Annotated in this window: 14 protein-coding genes; 3 read left to right on the top strand and 11 right to left on the bottom strand. The window is 65.8% G+C overall.

The window, feature by feature from the left end; genetic code table 11:
* Positions 1-14: 14 nt before the first annotated feature.
* Positions 15-563, bottom strand: a complete 549-nt coding sequence (thpR, locus tag MLG_RS02620; RefSeq protein ID WP_011628261.1) for an RNA 2',3'-cyclic phosphodiesterase — start codon at positions 561-563, stop codon at positions 15-17.
* 112 nt (positions 564-675) lie between these two features.
* Between thpR and MLG_RS02615 the strand changes: the two genes are divergently transcribed.
* The 3 genes from MLG_RS02615 to MLG_RS02605 all read left to right on the top strand — a co-directional run bounded on the left by MLG_RS02615 (position 676) and on the right by MLG_RS02605 (position 3,349).
* Complete coding sequence (locus tag MLG_RS02615; protein WP_041717877.1) at positions 676-1,485, top strand: TlpA disulfide reductase family protein; 810 nt, start codon at positions 676-678, stop codon at positions 1,483-1,485.
* A 128-nt stretch (positions 1,486-1,613) separates the two neighbouring features.
* Entirely contained in the window at positions 1,614-2,036 is a 423-nt protein-coding gene (locus tag MLG_RS02610) for a DUF3617 domain-containing protein (RefSeq protein WP_011628259.1), read from the top strand.
* Positions 2,037-2,185: 149 nt separating this feature from the next.
* A complete protein-coding gene (locus tag MLG_RS02605; RefSeq protein ID WP_011628258.1) occupies positions 2,186-3,349 on the top strand; it encodes a Fic family protein in 1,164 nt (387 codons plus the stop codon).
* A gap of 78 nt (positions 3,350-3,427) precedes the next feature.
* Here the strand turns inward: MLG_RS02605 and MLG_RS02600 are convergent, their stop codons facing one another.
* The 10 genes from MLG_RS02600 to MLG_RS02555 form a co-directional block, all read right to left on the bottom strand.
* Complete coding sequence (locus MLG_RS02600; protein ID WP_011628257.1) at positions 3,428-4,156, bottom strand: DUF3320 domain-containing protein; 729 nt, start codon at positions 4,154-4,156, stop codon at positions 3,428-3,430.
* Positions 4,153-5,154, bottom strand: a complete 1,002-nt coding sequence (locus MLG_RS02595; protein WP_011628256.1) for a hypothetical protein — start codon at positions 5,152-5,154, stop codon at positions 4,153-4,155. The genes MLG_RS02600 and MLG_RS02595 overlap by 4 nt, the downstream gene beginning before the upstream one ends.
* A gap of 410 nt (positions 5,155-5,564) precedes the next feature.
* A complete protein-coding gene (locus MLG_RS02590; RefSeq protein ID WP_011628254.1) occupies positions 5,565-6,266 on the bottom strand; it encodes a M48 family metallopeptidase in 702 nt (233 codons plus the stop codon).
* Positions 6,263-9,598, bottom strand: a complete 3,336-nt coding sequence (locus MLG_RS15810; RefSeq protein WP_011628253.1) for a type I restriction endonuclease subunit R — start codon at positions 9,596-9,598, stop codon at positions 6,263-6,265. The genes MLG_RS02590 and MLG_RS15810 overlap by 4 nt, the downstream gene beginning before the upstream one ends.
* A gap of 120 nt (positions 9,599-9,718) precedes the next feature.
* On the bottom strand, positions 9,719-10,807 hold the full coding sequence (gene darG / locus MLG_RS02580) for a type II toxin-antitoxin system antitoxin DNA ADP-ribosyl glycohydrolase DarG (protein ID WP_011628252.1): 1,089 nt from the start codon (positions 10,805-10,807) through the stop codon (positions 9,719-9,721).
* Complete coding sequence (locus MLG_RS02575; RefSeq protein ID WP_011628251.1) at positions 10,804-11,094, bottom strand: DarT ssDNA thymidine ADP-ribosyltransferase family protein; 291 nt, start codon at positions 11,092-11,094, stop codon at positions 10,804-10,806. Before MLG_RS02575 ends, darG begins: the two co-directional genes overlap by 4 nt.
* Before the next feature lie 15 nt (positions 11,095-11,109).
* Positions 11,110-11,292 carry a hypothetical protein gene (locus tag MLG_RS02570; RefSeq protein ID WP_011628250.1) on the bottom strand — a complete coding sequence of 61 codons (183 nt, stop codon included), beginning with the start codon at positions 11,290-11,292 and terminating at the stop codon, positions 11,110-11,112.
* A gap of 45 nt (positions 11,293-11,337) precedes the next feature.
* Entirely contained in the window at positions 11,338-12,579 is a 1,242-nt protein-coding gene (locus tag MLG_RS02565) for a restriction endonuclease subunit S (RefSeq protein ID WP_011628249.1), read from the bottom strand.
* Entirely contained in the window at positions 12,572-14,998 is a 2,427-nt protein-coding gene (locus MLG_RS02560; RefSeq protein ID WP_011628248.1) for a type I restriction-modification system subunit M, read from the bottom strand. Before MLG_RS02560 ends, MLG_RS02565 begins: the two co-directional genes overlap by 8 nt.
* 67 nt (positions 14,999-15,065) lie before the next feature.
* Positions 15,066-15,968, bottom strand: coding sequence for a copper resistance D family protein (locus tag MLG_RS02555; protein WP_011628247.1), 903 nt, complete (start codon positions 15,966-15,968; stop codon positions 15,066-15,068).

Here is a 15,968-nt window from a genome sequence, read left to right as displayed (position 1 = left end):
AACCGGCCCGGTGATCATTCCGTGGACCGCTGCAGCAGCCATTCGGCCAGCACCCGGTAAGGCCCGGGCCGCCCCCGGTCACCCGATTCCACCAGCACGAAACGGTCCACCGACCACTCCGGCAGGCTGACCGATCGGGGACGCGGCGGGCGGGCGTCACGGCGCAGGGTGACGTGCGGGCGAAAGCCCCGGCGCTCCGCCGGCACGCCGCAAGCGACCAGTGCCCGATTCAGCTGCCCGGCCAGTTCCGGCAGCGCAGGGGGCAGGTCCTGCTCATCCGGCGCCACATGGGCCACCCGGGCCCGGGCAAAGCCGCCGAGGGTCTGCAGCCGCAACGTAAAGGCCGGTGCACGCACCCCAGCGGCGGCCCGCTGCAGGCAAGCCACCTGCTCCGCGGTCACCAGGCCGGCAAAGGCCAGGGTGAGGTGCAGGTGGCCGCGGGGCACCGGGCGCCCGCCGCGCAGGCTGCGGGCCAGGCGGGCCAGGCCATCGCGCAAGGCCTCGTCCGGCCACAGCGCAAAAAAGACCCGGTGCCGGGTCGTGGCGGGTGTCTCTTCATCCATGACGCCTCCCTGTCCGCGGCAGCGGGAACCCCGAGCGGCCGCGGGCACTCTGGTACAGTATCGACGGCGGCCACCGGTGCCACCTGCAACCCCTCAACCGGATTCTAGCGTGATGATGTCAGTCAATCTGGGGCCACTGGCCCTGCCCCTGGACCGCCTTCCGCTGCTCGTCGCCCTGCTGGCGGCCCTGCTGCTGAGCTGGCTCATCGGCCGGCGCCAGGGCGGTAACGCCGATGGTCCGCTGCTGGTCACCGGCCTGATCGCGCTCATCGCCGGGCGCCTGGGCTTCGTGCTCCAGTACCGGAACGACTACCTGGCCGCCCCGCTCAGCTTCATCAACATCGCTGACGGTGGTTTTTCGCCGGTGGCGGCCGTCGTCGCCATCGCCGGCGTCGGCGGGTTCTACGCCCTGCGCCGCCCCCTCCAGCGCCCGGCGCTGATCGGAGCGCTGGTCGGTGGCCTGCTCACCTGGGGCGCGGGGATGGCCGCGGTGCAGCAGCTCAGTCCCGAGCCGCCCGCCCTGCCGGAGGCCCATCTGCAGACCCTGGACGGCCAGCCGCAGCCGCTCGCCGACTATCGGGACGGCCCCCTGGTCATCAACCTATGGGCCAGTTGGTGCCCGCCCTGCCGGCGCGAGATGCCCGTGCTCAGCGCGGTGCAGCAGGCACGGGACGATGTCACCATCCTGCTGGTCAACCAAGGGGAGACAGCCGACACCATCCGCACCTTTCTCGATGAACTGGACAGCCCCCTGGACCACGTCCTGCTGGACCCCCGCTCGGGGCTCTCAGCCCATTACGGCTCGGGAGCCCTGCCCACCACCCTGTTCATCGACGCCGAGGGCCGGGTGATCGACAGCCACCTGGGCGAGCTGAGCCGGGCACGGCTGTCCCGGGGCATCGACGCCATCACCGGCGACTGACCCAGCCTGACAGCGCGGGCCCGACCCACTACCCTTAGACGGAAACCTTTTCAGGTTGAACCTGCGGTGGATCCCGGTACTGTTGAGCGACCACCGGCAATCAACCGCACACATTTAGGAGACAGACCATGATGCGTTTCGCTCTGCCCGCCGCGATCCTGATCGCCCTGCCCGCCCTGGCCTGGGCTGACCGCCCCAACGTGGAACCGGGGCTTTGGGAACACACCAGCACCACCACCATGGAGGGTGAGTACGCCATGCCCGACCACATCGAGACCACGCAGGAGTGCATCACAGAGGAGGACCTGGACGAGGGCATCCAACTGCACGATGCGGAGGGCTGTGAGGTCATCGACCAGTCCATCAGCAGCGACGAGGTCACCTACCGGCTGCAGTGCGCCGACCCGCAAGGCGGCACCATGGAGATGGACATGCACATGCGCATGATGGGCGACCGCATGGAGGGCGAGATGACCGGGGACTTCGAGACCCCCATGGGCGAGATGAAGATGCGCATGGAGATCGTGGGGGAGCGGATCGGCGACTGCTGAGCGCGATCATGCCGTCGCCGCCCTGGCGCCCACCACCCACACAGATCGCGAAGGGAGCGCCTTTGGCGTCACCATTCGGCCCCTTTGCTAACACATAACGCATGAAGTGATAATAGCGGGTGCGGCTATTATCACGAGCGAGCATAGCAATGCAGCGTGGTCCGGCTGGAACCTTCGTGGAACGGCACATTGGTGGCGAACGGGTTCGCACCTTCGCGCCCTACCCCCTGCCCCCGGATCCCGGCCCACAGATAACCGGGGACCGGGCGAGACTCCATGAACAGGCGTTGTTGGCCTGCGGTCGGCTGGATGCGATCACCATGCTGCTGCCGGAACCCGACCTTTTCCTGTACGCCTATGTCCGCCGAGAGGCATTGGTTTCCAGCCAAATCGAGGGCACACAGTCCTCGTTCTCGGACCTGCTGCTGTTCGAGTTGGAGGAGGCTGCGGGGGTGCCCTTCCACGATGTCGTAGAGGTTTCCAACTACGTTGCCGCTCTGGACCACGGCTTGGCCCGAATCGGGGAGGGATTTCCGCTCTCCAATCGACTCCTTCGCGAGATGCACGCACACCTCCTCTCACGCGGGCGGGGTGCCGAAAGGCAGCCTGGGGCGTTTCGACGCAGTCAGAACTGGATCGGAGGCACTCGCCCGGGGAACGCCCACTTCGTGCCTCCTGCCTGGGAAGAGGTCGAGGACCACATGGCGGGGTTGGAACGCTTCATTCACGACCGTGAGTTGCCCTTCTCCGCCCTGGTAAAGGCGGCACTGGCGCATGTGCAGTTTGAAACCATCCACCCCTTTCTGGATGGCAACGGCCGCATCGGCCGCTTGCTCATTGCGCTCATCCTGCACCAGGAGGGGGTGCTGCATCAGCCGTTGCTGTACTTGAGCCTCTACTTCAAACAGCATCGGGCCGAATACTACCGTCTGCTTGACCAGACCCGAAACGTGGGCGACTGGGAGGCCTGGCTGGATTTCTTTCTGGATGGGGTGCTGGTGACGGCAACCGGTGCGGTCGATACCGCCCACCGGCTGCTGGCCCTGTTTGCGGAAGATCAGCAGCGCATCGAAGCACTTGGGCGGGCGGCCGCTAACACGCTCCGCATTTATCAGGCCCTGCGCACCCGTCCCCTGGCCAATATCAATGACCTGGCCAGTCGCGCCGGAGTCAGCTTCCCAACCGCGTCCCGAGCCGTGGCTGCACTCGAAAGGCTTGGGATACTGCGCGAAATCACGGGGCGGAGCAGGGATCGCATCTACGCCTATGACCGGTACATCACCATACTCAATGAGGGCGCCGAACCCCTTTAACCATGGGACCCGGCTACGCGTGCCGAAGCCACTCTGTTCAATCGTGGGGGAGCGGCTCGGCGACGGCTGAGCGCGAGTTCAGCGGGAACGGATTCGCCGCAGGAACGCCTCCGGCCCCAGGTGGAGGCGGTTGTCCTCGTTGTCGAGCATCCCCTCGTCCAGCAGGGCCTGCAGCGGGGCCTGAAGCCGCTGGCGGGCATGGATCGTGAGCCGGGTGAAGCCGATCCGGTGCAGCCCGTTGTTCAGCGCGTCGTCCACCGCGATGCCCTCCGCCGCCAGCACGGCGTGCAAAAGGCAGAGCATCAACTCGCCATCATGAACGTGGTCGAGCTGACGGGTCTTCCCGGGGGCCGTGCGCCAGTCCCGGTATGGCGGCAACACGAACTGCCCGGGGCGGGCGATGAACGCGTGGCAGAGCGCCAGCTCGCCCGCCGTCTCCAGACGGGCCAGGCGGCCCTCAATGCGACCACGGATACGCGAGCCCAGCCGCGCCACACCGGCCCCGGTGAGCAGCCGATCCGCCAACACCAGAACGTGCACCGGCCCCTCGACCCACACAACCTGGCGTATGGCCCGATCCAACGCCTCATCCCCAATATCGTGGAAACTGTCGGTCCCGCCCAAACCCAGACCGGCCGGATCCACCGCCTGATAGGGGATCAGCCGGAATGTCGGTGTCCAGCGCTGCGGGGTGGCAGGCCGCTCGGGGCACAGCGCGGTCCCGGTGGCGTCGTCATCCGCTGCCAGGATCAGCGCCTTGTGGAGCGCCACCGCAGCGGCGAAGCCCTCCGACAGATCATCACTCATCGCTCACCCTCCAGCACCAGGTCCACCCCCAGCGCCTCGGCCAGCAGGTCGATCATCTCCTCCTGCAGGATCGTGCGGGGCCCCGCGGCCAGGCAGGCATCATCCAGCGCGAGCAGGGCCTCCGCCCTGGCGGACTGCGGCGCCCTCGCCCGGAAGGCCAGCGCCAGTTGATGAAGCAGGCCGAGAATCCGCCTGGGGCTGCGATCCGCCTCACGCTCGCCCAACCAGCGGACGAGCTGTTGCCCCGCCACGGCGGCATCGGTGGCCAGGGCCCGTCCGGCACCGCGGTCGGCCCCTTGCAACCCGACGGCATCCGCGTCAAAGACCGTCCGCCCGCGCCCCAGCGTCGTCACCACGAAGAGCAGCCCCGCGAACAGATCCCGCTGCGGCTCCTGATCCAACGCCACCCCCTGGGCACGTACAATCTGCTCCCCGACCCCGGCGACCTCGCCGGCGGACAGCCCCAACCGCTCGCGCTCACCGCGCACCCGTTCGCGCCAGGCCACGAGGGCCTGAACCCCGCCCAGGATGCCACCGAGCAAGGCGGCGACGGCCTTGAAAAGACCGCCGACCAGGGCCACCAACCCGGCGAACAGCAGATACACGCCCTGCAGGTGCGCGGCCTTGTGCCCACGGACATGCACCCCCCCGAGCTTGAACGAGGAGCGCCCGGGCCGCACCCAGTTAAAGGCCCCCACCGGGGTCTTGGTGGAGACGGATACGCCGCTCTTGGAGAGATTGATCCTGGCCGCGTCCGACCCGTAACGGCCGCGCAGGATAAAGCGGCCGTTCTGCAGGGCCACCTGGGTGTTCTTGGCCAGTCGGGTGGAGACCCGCACGCCCCGCCGGGTATTGCCGGTGAGATTGACCCCGGCGACCCGGGTGTGGGCCCGAAGCGATATCCCCCCGGTCCGGCTGGCGCGCAGGTACCTGCCGGTGTGCTCGATCCGCTTCTGGCGGCCGGTGCGGTCCTTTTCACCGATTTTCAGGAAGCCCATCGGTACCCCGGGAAGCCCGTAGCCGCGAACCGTCGGAAGCATCCAGAAGCGGATTGCGGCACGTTTTAGATCGCTCTTGGCACACGATCTGCCTCGGCCACTTCATTTCAGACCTCGCTCAGGCTCTTGATGATCTGGCTACCGAGCTGCCGTGTGTTCAGCGGATTGCCGTTGCTGTTCAGCAGGCTAAGGTGCAGCCTCCTGGCCAACCCCCGAAGGGTTGGTTTTGCCGGCACCAAAAGCGCCCCCGCCTGCTCGACCTCAATGCTCCCATTCTCCAACTCCCGGACTGTGTAGCTGTAGGGTCCCGGATGATTCCATCGCGCCAAGGAGTCATCATTACTGGCTGGCGCGAGAGGTGCTGGGTACGATCATCCGGGACCCTACAGTTACTCTTTGCGCAACGCGCATCACACCCCCTCCACCTCGATCCCATGCACCGCCAACCACTGCTTTCGCTGCTCGTAGTCCGGCATGGCCCGTTCCAGCCTGCGCCAGAAGGCGGGGGTGTGGTGGGGCTCGTGCAGGTGGATGAGCTCGTGGACGGCCACGTACTCGGCGATGGGCCGGGGCAGCAGGATGGTCTTCCAGTGGAAGTAGACCCACTCCCCCTTGCCGCATGAGCCCCAGCGGTAGCCCAGGTCCTGCACTTTGACACCAGCGGGCGACACCTCAAGTCGCCTCGCGTGGGCATTGACCTGGCGGGTGAGCCAGTCGGTGGCCCGCCGGGTGTACCAGCGGATGAAGTGCTGGCGGGCGTCCGGCAGGGCGTCTTCGCGCAGGCGGAAGCGGCCGGCGTCCAGCTTGAGGGGCGCGGTCTGTTCCGATGCCGGCACTTTCTTCAGCCGGTAGCTCCGGCCCAGGTACAGGAAGCCCTCGCCGTCCACGTATTCCTTTTTCGGCAGCGGGCGGTGGCGTTCCGCCTTCTCCGCCAGCTTTTTGTAGATCCAGTAGCGCTTCTCAGTCACGAACTCGCGCATGAGCTGCGGGTCGGTGCCGGTCGGGGCGGCAATGACCAGCTCGCCCTGGCGGTCCACGGTGATCTCCAGGGTCTTCCGTCGGCGGCTCTCCCGCACCCGGAAGGTCAGCTCATCCACCTGGAGCTGGCTCATGCGTCCACCAGCCGGTCGTGGTTGGCCCGGGCCAGGTCGAAGAGCCGCTCCACCAGGGCCTCCACCTCCTCGACCGACACCAGATCCATCTCCATCAGGCGCTGGAAGAGGTGGCCCCGCAACCGCTCCTGGTCGGGGATGTGGGAGGGTTTCCAGAAATCGGGCACGACGATCTCGTCCTGGATGATGCCCACCAGTTCCTCGGTGGCCTTCAATAGCCGCGCCTGCTCGTCCGCCTCGGCCGGGCCGGATGCCGCGCCGGTGGTCTCCACCAACTCCCGCCAGAAGGGGACGGCGTGGGTGGGGAGGTCGGCCAGGTCCTCGCCCGCTACGGCGGCGCCTTCCTGCAGTTGGTCGATCAGCCCCTCCAGGGCCTCCACCTGGTCCTTCCACTGGCCGTCCAGTTGCTGCAGCAGTTCCTCCAGCCGCTCGCTGAGCCGACCGTACTTCACCGGGTCTTCGTCCATGTGTTTGCGGACGTGGGAGCGGATGGCGTGCTCCATTTCGGAGGCCTTGGCCCGGTCCCCCACCTGGCGGCCCAGGTGCTTTTCGAAGTCGGCGTCGGTGAGCTGCACCGGGGGGATGCGCGGGTCGATGCCCAGGGAGATGACGTACTCGTCGATGAGTTTGCGCACCTTGTTGCCCACGTCGCGCCCCAGGGAGGGGGTGTCCTTGTAGCGGTTGCGGGCCAGGGCGTGGATGTAGGCCAGTTGCTTGGCGTCGTTGACGAACTCCAGCGCCTCCGGCCGGGGCAGCACGTCATCCAGGCTGCGGCTGAACTCCTTGAGTTTGACGGTGAACTCGGCCCGCACCCGCTCGTCCGCCAGCGCCTGCACCGCCTCCTCCACGTCCTCCAGGCTGTCCACGCCCCGCTGGCGCAGCACGTCCACCGTGCGCAGGTGGCGGTCGCGCAGCAGGGGGATTTCGTCGGAGAGGCTTTGCAGGGCGCCGTCGATGTCCTCCTCGCTGTAGGCCGCCAGGGCGTCCTTGAGGTGGTTGGCCACCCCGAAGTAGTCCACCACCCGGCCGTGGGTCTTGCCGTGGCCGGTGCGGTTGACCCGGGCGACGGCCTGGAGCAGTTCCGCCTCGCGGATGGAGCGATCCAGGTACATCACCCCCTCGATGGGGGCGTCGAAGCCGGTGAGCAGCATGGATTTGACGATCAGGAAGGCAAGAGGATCGGCCTTGTCCGGGTCGTCGTGGGTCAGCGGCTTTTTGAACCGCTGGATGTGGCTCTCCACCGCCGCCCGGTCGCTCCACCGGGCCCAGGCGGAGTCGTCGTTGTTGCCGCCGCTGATGACCACGGCGAATTCCAGCCGGCGGAGGGTGTCCCGGTAGCGCCAGGCCTGGATGGCCGCCTGCACCCGCGCGGGCCGTTGCAACAGCCCGGAGTCGTCCAATTGCTTGTCCTCCACGGGGAGCGCCACGGCCTCCTGGAGCAGCGCCTCCCGGGCCTCGTTCAGGGCCTCCTGGTAGCGCACGGCGGCCCGGCGGCTGTAGGCCACCAACTGCGCCTTGTAGCCGTTGGGAAGGATGTGGGTGACGTAGTGGCGCAGGATGTCGGCGGCCTTCTCGCGGATGAGCTGCGGGGCCTCGAAGATCTGCCCCTTGGTGGCGTACTTCTTCTTGATGGCCTCCAGCTCGTCCTTGGTGTGGTCCCGGAAGAGGTCCTCGAACAGGCCGTCCAGGCTGGCGCCGTCCTTGATGGCCCCCTTGGCGGTGCGCCCTTCGTAGAGGATGGGCACGGTGGCGCCGTCCTGCTCCGCCTCCTTGATGGTGTAGCGGTCGATGTAGTCGCCGAAGATATCGTGGGTGCGCTTCTTGTCGCCCATGATGATGGGCGTGCCGGTGAAGCCGATGCGGGCAGCGTTGGGCAGGGCCCGCATCAGGTTGGCGTGCAGGTCCCCCGCCTGGGTCCGGTGGGCCTCGTCCACCAGGACCAGGATGTCCTCGCTGGTGTTCAGCACCTCGAAGGGCTCGCTGCGTTTGGGACGGGCGGGGACGGTGTAGCGGCCGGGGGTGTCGGCGGCCTGCCGGCCATCGGCCGCCCTGCCCTCCTCCCGAGTGGCGTCGGGGTCCTCGTCGGCGGTGTCCGGGTCGCGGTACTTCTGGATGGTGCCGAAGACCAGCCCCGGCCCCTCCCGCGCCAGCAGCCGTTTCAGGCGGGTGGTGTCAGGGGCGGTCTCCACCGTCTCGCCGGTGAGTTCGGCGGTGTCGGAGAGCTGGGCCTGCAGGTCCTTGCGGTCGGTGATGACCACCACTTTGAACCGGCGCAGGTCGGGGTCGGTGCGCAGTTTGCGCACCAGAAAGACCATGGACAGGCTCTTACCGCTGCCCTGGGTGTGCCAGATGATCCCGCCCCGGCGGTCGATCTCGCCATCCTGCGCACGTGTCTTACCGCTCTTCAGCCGGTGGATGGCGCGGGTGACGCCGCGATACTGCTGGTAGCGGCAGACCACCTTGATGGTCTGGCCGCCGGCGTTCATGAACAGGGTGTAGTGGCGGGCGATATCCAGCAGGGTGTCGGGGGCCAACAGGCCGGCCACCAGCCGCTGCTGGGCGGAGAGCGTCGCCACCCCCAGCGCCTCGGCCACCTCCGACTCCCGCCGGGGCACCACCGTCTTCCAGCTCAGGTAGTGGGCGAAGGCCGCGCCCACGGTGCCCGCCCGCGCCTCGTCGAAGTTGCTGGCCACCAGCACCTGGTTGGTAGCGAACAGGGCCGGGGCGCCCTCGTGCTCTTCCACCTCGAAGTCCTGAAAGCGCTGGTCGTGGTAGCGGCGGAGCTGGTCCACCGCGTCGCTGAGGCCCTCGGGGGCGGTGCGGCTCTTGCACTCGATGACCACCAGGGGGATGCCGTTCACGAACAGCACCAGGTCGGGGATGACGTGCCCCTTGCCGGTGTCGTGGCCAGGCGGGCACTTCACCTTGAACTGGTTGACCACGGTGAAGGTGTTGTTGGCCGGGCGGTCCCAGTCGATGAAGCGGATGGTCTGGCCCCGGCCCCCGTCCCAGTCGGGCAGCCCCTCCACGGTCAGCCCCCCGACCAGCCGTTCGGTGGCCTGGCGGTTGGCCTCCATGACCTTGCTGGCGGGCAGGCGGGTGATGGCGGAGACGGCCTGGTCGAGCCGGCGGGCGTCCAGCCAGGGATGGCCGTCGCGCAGGTTGATGGCCTGCAGGCGTTCCCGGAGCAGTGGTTCCATGACCACCTGGGCGAAGCTCTCCCGGTGGGTGGCGGCGGGGTCCTCCGGCGAGCCGGTCACGTGCGTCCACCCCAGGCCGACCAGTTGGTCGATCAGGGGCTTTTCAACGTCCGTGTACTCCGGGCCGGCCATAAAGCGCTCCGGGTGGGTGAGCCTGCTAGCAGGATACCAACTTCGTGGAGAAGGTCACGTCTAGCCCCGAAATCGGGCTGGTAGACACCACTCAGGCGGGCTCAGTCGCCACGCGGCACGTCACGTGGCGATGACCTGAAGATCCGGAGTCCGGCTGGTCAAACGCGCCAACGCCAACTCAATGAGCTGATCCGAAAACAGCCGTAGCTTGCGCTGACCGGCAATGTCGTCTGGCCAGCGCCGCAGCCCTTCTTTAACGTCCGCTATTGTGGGCGCGACACCCTCCTGCCAGATAAGCCAATCCAGGGTGGCCAGCACCTCGAGACCGAGGGGGGACTGAAAGCCATCGATAAGGTCGTCGACCTCCTGCAGCACTCCAAGATAGGGGCGGACCTCCGCGCTGCGCAGGTAAATGCCCAGCTTGTCGCGCCGCGCCTCATCGAACCAGACCACTTCTTCAGGGCCCGCGTCGTTGATGCGTTTGTCACTGCGCAGATAGCTGCCATCAAGCCCATTGAGCAGGTGGCGCAACCGATCCGAATACGGCCCATAGCGAAGAGCCTTGAATTGCAGATCCAGTGGGTTCTCCAGGCCGTGGTCGATGATGCGCCGCTCGATTAGCCAGGCCAGCTTCTGCACCTCCAGCAAGGAGCACTCCATCCCCAGCACCCAATACCGACGCACCAACTCGGCAATCAAGGCACGGGCCGGTGTCAGCTTCTCCACCCCGGAGCGCTTGGCCACATTTTGGTATTGACGGGTCGGCTCGAAGACCACCACCCGCACGTCCTGCAGGTCGCGCAGCGCCGACTCGATCCGGGGCCGCACCTGTGCCCATGGCAGCCCACCATTGCCGCACCCCAGCGGCGGAAGCGCGATGGACCGAATCCCATTCACGCGGATCACCCGTTCGAGGTCCCGCAGGCCGGAGTCGATCCACTCCATCCGCGTCTTACCGCGCCAATGCTGCTTAGTGGGGAAATTGATGATCCAACGCGGCCCGAGCAGTGCACTCCGTTCGTGCACGAACATACGACCCGGCACCACCTCCCGGTTCTTGCACGCCGCCTGGTAGGCACGAAAGTTCTCGGGGAAGGCCTCTTTGAACATCAGGGCGACCCCCTTGCCCATCACACCCACGGTGTTGACGGTATTGACCAACGCCTCCACATCGGCGTCCAGAAGGTTGCCTCGGGTGTACTCAATCATGAGAAGAACCAGTTGGGCCGCGTGACCACCTTTAACTGAAGACCGACAGCCAACGCCTGACTCTCGATGTCGGCCCGTACCCGATCAGTATACGCACCGATACCCAGCAGTGCAGAGACAGGCAAGTGGTGGTGAATCAGCGCCTCTGCCTGATAGCGCTCCGTCTTCTCCGGCGCTGAGCAACAGTAAAGGCCGTGCTCCAGAACCCATGGGAGGTTATCCCGGTGCATGATGCGAAAGATCAGGGCCTTCTCGGGATTGAGACCATGCGACCAGTCATTGGCCATGATTACACCTGCAACCTACCGCTGCCCGCCGATTCCGGCGCGTCGCCGAGCGGACGGGTACGCCGGAATCAGCAGGCTCTGGAGGTGGTCGTCGTCCCGGACCCAGCCGCGCTGGAAGTCGGGGAGCTGGATCTTGCCGGTGGTGATGTCCTTGAGCAGTTCCGGCAGGGAGCGTTTGGTGCTGTCGAAGGTGGTCATGGCGGGTCCTTGTGCGGTGCTGTCCTGATTTGGTGAAGGTGTCGGTTATGCTGGCGTCGTGGCCTGGGCCTTGTCGAGAAGGGGGGTGACGCGGACGCGGCCGGTTAGCAGGTCGTCCATGACCCCTGCTTTTTGCGTTCTCACTTTGGCAATCTTGATCTTCTCTTCGTCAATCTGCTGATTGATTGCCTCAAGGCTATTTGAGATAGCCTTCTGCTCAGCCGTTGGTGGCTTGCAGAACCACATCATTCTCAATGATGCTTGCGTTATTTTCGGCTGGGCCGAACCATTTACCCAGCGCGAATAATCCTTTTGCTCAAGCACCTCAACCAAGAACCGGGTGTCGCAGTCATCTTTTGGAGAGTATATGTGCGCATGATTATTCACCCAGAACCTTCCAGTAACAGGGAATGCCAACGGCAAGTTCCTAGATACAACGTTCTCACCATCCTCCCCAAGAAGAACATAGCTTCCTTCAAATAGATATCCCTCAACCCAATCAATTATCCCGGAGGCTCCATAGTATGGATATGTGCCATGTTTGCGCTCCGACTTTTTGAGCGGAATTCGCTGTCCATCATGATTTTCCGCCATTTCATAAAGCCTGACTGCGTTCCACTCCCTCGGAATCAACCCCAGCGGCGATTCCTTGTAGAGCTCCGGTGCCTGCTCGGGGCTGGGGCGTAGCTGGCCGTTGTCGTCGATGCCGCGGGTCAGCAGGTCGTGGAGCAGGCCTTCCTTGACCTTCTCCAGCTTGGCAATAAGCGCCTCGGTTTTCTGGATCTGGGTGTCGAGGGTGTCGAGGATTCGGGCAATCAGCCTCCTTTCCGGCTCTGAGGGCAGCTCAATCCTTAAGGACAAGAGCACCCCGGGGCTAAACCGTTTGTGGCTATTGGTCGAACCAATAGCCATGCGATCAAGGTGGCCTGCAAACCTCTTGTTCGAAAAAAGATGGCCCCAGAACCTGAGGTGCTCTTTGGCTTTTGGTTCAAGACAAACGAATTCTGTTGAGGCGCAATGACGCTCGTCTTTTCCCACCGATTCAAGCACAGATACCCGAGGTTTCCTTGGGTTCAACTTTGAAACCAGCACGCAAGGCTTGGTGATATTGACTTTATTGCTTTCGATCGAAGAGCCTTTTTCCACCGTAGGTCCCCCTGTGGCGTCCCAAGCGGGCAGGCTATGGTGATAGAACTCGGTATTGGGGGCCGCATTCGGGATCACCGCACTAGTGTTGATGGTGAATATATTCCCGAGACTGACATCTGGCCAACTGAGATCAGACATACCCCAAGCCCTCCAAATACCCCCGCAACTCCCTCGCGGCGGCATCCCGCTCCGCCTCGATGTCCGCCAGCGTCACCCGGTACTTGTCCCACCAGGTCTCGAAGGCGGCCACCACCGTCTGGCGCTGTTGCCGGATATACCGCGTCAGGATGGCCCGCAGTTGGTCGTGCAGGATGCCGCCCACCAACTCGGCGGCGGCGGTCTCGTCCAGGGCGTCCACGGCCTCGTTCAGGTGCTGCTCGAAGCTGGCCACCTTGGCCTTGCGCTGTTTGTTCACCGCCGTGCGCTCTTTCTTCCACGCCTTGATCTGCTCCGGTGTGGGGGCGTCGTCGTCCTCGTCGCCCTCCCCCGCTTCGGCGTCGCCCTCCTCCTCGGCCCTGGGCTTGGCCTCGGCGGCCTTGATGCGGGCGTCCAGCTCGGCCTTGCGGGCGGCCAGCTCTTCCAGTTCGGCCACGTAGTCTTCCAGCAGGTGGTGGACCAGCGGGTGGTCCAGGGGGTTGGCCTTGCTCTGGTCGTCCTCCAGCAGGCTGATGATGCTGGTGCGCCAAGCGTCCGCCACGCCCAGGCAGCCCCGGGCCTGCAGGGTGCGGAACTCGTTTTTGTTGTCGAACCAGAACCCGGCGATGATCCCGCGCACGGCGAAGCGGTCGAGCATGCCCATCGGTTCCAGAGCGGCGGCGAAGCTGCCCAGCAGCTCGTCCCGCAACCGGGTCAGGCGGCCGCCGTTGCCGGAGAGGCCGGTGATGCTGCCGCCGTGTTCGGCCCACCAGGCCTCGAAGGCGGTCAGCACCCGCGCCTCCTTCTCCTGCACGCCGGCATCCCCCTCGATGGCGGGCTTGAGGTCGCGCTTGTCGGTCAGGGCCGGGGGGAAGTCCACGTAGTCCGGGTCGTCGGACCGGGACTGGAACAGGCCCATGGGGTCGAGGCCGTGGGCGTCGAACAGGGGCCGTTTGGCGTGGATCTCCTTCACCGGCACGCCGCCCTTTAGGTGGGCGCGCACGTCCTGGGGCTCGGGGGGCGGGGTGTTGTCGGCGTAGCGGCGGATGTTGAGGTTGTAGTCGTTCTCGCGCAGGGTCTCCAGGGGCACCACTTCGGCGAAGCCGGGCACGGCCTCGAAGGCCTCGTAGGTGCTGGCGATCTTCTCGATGTGTTCCGGCAGCAGGTGGTTCTGGGCGCGGCCCTCGTGGTACTCCCGGTCGGCGTTGATGAACAGGACCTTCCCCTGGCGCTCGGCCGGCTTGGCGCCCTTGGCCCGAAGCACCAGGATGCTGGCGGGGATGCCGGTGCCGTAGAAGAGGTTGGGGGCCAGGCCGATGACCGCCTCCACCAGGTCGTCCTCCAGCAGCCCGGCGCGGATGCGCTTTTCGTCCCCGCCCCGGAAGAGCACGCCGTGGGGCATGACGGTGGCCAGGCGGCCGTTGGCGTTGAGGCAGGCCACCATGTGCTGCAGGAACATCAGGTCGGCCTTTTTCGCCCCCTCCGGCACGCTGCCGTAGCGGAAGCGCTCGGGGAAGTGCTGGCTGGGGGTGTAACCGATGGAGAAGGGCGGATTGGTGAGGATGCGGTCGAACCGCTTCAGCTCGCCGCCTTCCACATGTTGGGGATCGGTCAGGGTGTCTTCGTTGCGCAGGTCGGCGGAGCTGATGCCGTGCAGCAACATGTTCATCTTGGCTATGGCCCAGACGGAGCCGGAGGCCTCCTGGCCGAAGAGGTTGAGCAGGCGCGGATCGCCCCCATGCTCTTCCAGGTACTCCTTGGCCATGATGAGCATGCCGCCGGAACCCATGCAGGGGTCATAGACGCGGTGGCCTTCCTGCGGGTCCATCAGGCGGACCATCATGCGCACCACCGGGCGCGGGGTGTAGAACTCGCCCCCCTTCTTGCCGGCGGAGTCGGCGAAGTCGCGGATGAGGTATTCGTAGGCGGCGCCCAGCAGGTCGGGGAACTCGAAGTCCTCGTTGCGCAGGCGGTACTCACTGAAGTGGGCGATGAGGTCGCGCAGCTTCCGGTCCGGCAGGGTGGTGGAGCCCACCTTGCGGGTGAAGTCGATGTGCTCCAGCACCCCGGCCAGGCCGTGGTTGTGCTCTTCCAGGCCGGCCAGGGCCTTGTTGAGGGCGCTGCCCACGCCCTGGTGGGCCTCGTTGAGCAGGTGGTCCCAGCGGGATTGGGGCGGGACGAAGAAGTCCGCCTTGTACCAGTGGGGCATCTCGATGAGTTGGGCGATCTCGGCCTCGCTCTTGCCGCTGGCCTGGAGACTCCCGCGCACCTCCTCCCGGCGCTGGTCGAAGACGTCGGAGCAGCGCTTGAGGAAGAGCATGCCGAAGATGTATTCCTTGAACTCCGAGGCGTCCATGCGGCCCCGGAGGATGTCGGCGGCCTTGAAGAGATGGCGTTCGAGTTGGTTGAGGGTGAGGATCATGGGGTGTTGGTGTCCTTCGAGGGTCTACTCCATTTCAGGGCATCATATCCGTGCAGGGCGCTGAGGGTCACGCGCCGGGCGTGCCGACCGAGGTCAGCAAAGCCGTTATCAGCACGATCAGAATGGCTATGACCGCCTCGATCCGGATGCTGCGCCGGAGTCGCAGCGGCGCAGCAGGCGCTGCATTCTCGAACGCGGGCACCAGCCAGAGCTTGTTCATGGCGGCAAATAACAGCAACAAACCGACCGCAGACACCTTTCCGAGCAGGACCTGGCCATACGCTGTGGTGAGCAAGGGCTGTAGACCCCCCAGCAATTGCCAGGCCAGGGCAACACCCGCGACCACGAGCACCCCAACGGCGAAGGTCGCCAGTTGTCCAAAACGTCTCAGGATGGCCGCCGCTTCCCACCGGTCCTGGCCATAAGAGACTTGGTGCAGGGGCGGTAATGCGGCCAGCCAGAACGCCACACACAGAAGGTGCAGCATCAGAAGCCCCATCAGGAGGGTGCGAGGCTCACGGACGGTGTGGCCCACTTGCACGAACGCCGACAGCACCAACGCGCAGCCGGCGGTGGCCGCGACCACCCGCAGTGGCATCGGCAATGGAACGCGCAGCAGTCCGAACTGGAGCACCACCAACCCCCCGGCCATCAGCAGGAGTTGGATACCGAAGGCGCCATCGAGCAACATCATGAGCAGCATCGGATCGGTCGCCGCAGACAGCGTGCCGCCACCGAGGAAGCCCGCCTGGAGTGGCCATTTCAATAGGAGCAGGACTAACGCGGCGGCGGCGGCCAATGCCCCCATCCGCCGCGCGCTCTGGTGCGCCCGGTCCGGCCCGCCTCGGAATACGAAACGGAATAACACCGACCCGACGGCCAACAAGGCCCCCAGGTAGATGCCCGCATCCACCAGGATCAGCAGCACCGACCAGGCATCTTGGTCCGCCAGTGCTGATACCCAGGCCAT

The sequence above is a fragment of the Alkalilimnicola ehrlichii MLHE-1 genome (genome assembly GCF_000014785.1).
GTDB lineage: Bacteria > Pseudomonadota > Gammaproteobacteria > Nitrococcales > Halorhodospiraceae > Alkalilimnicola > Alkalilimnicola ehrlichii.
The sequence above is the reverse complement of the archived record's forward strand: the minus strand, read 5'-3'. Positions and strand labels throughout refer to the sequence as shown.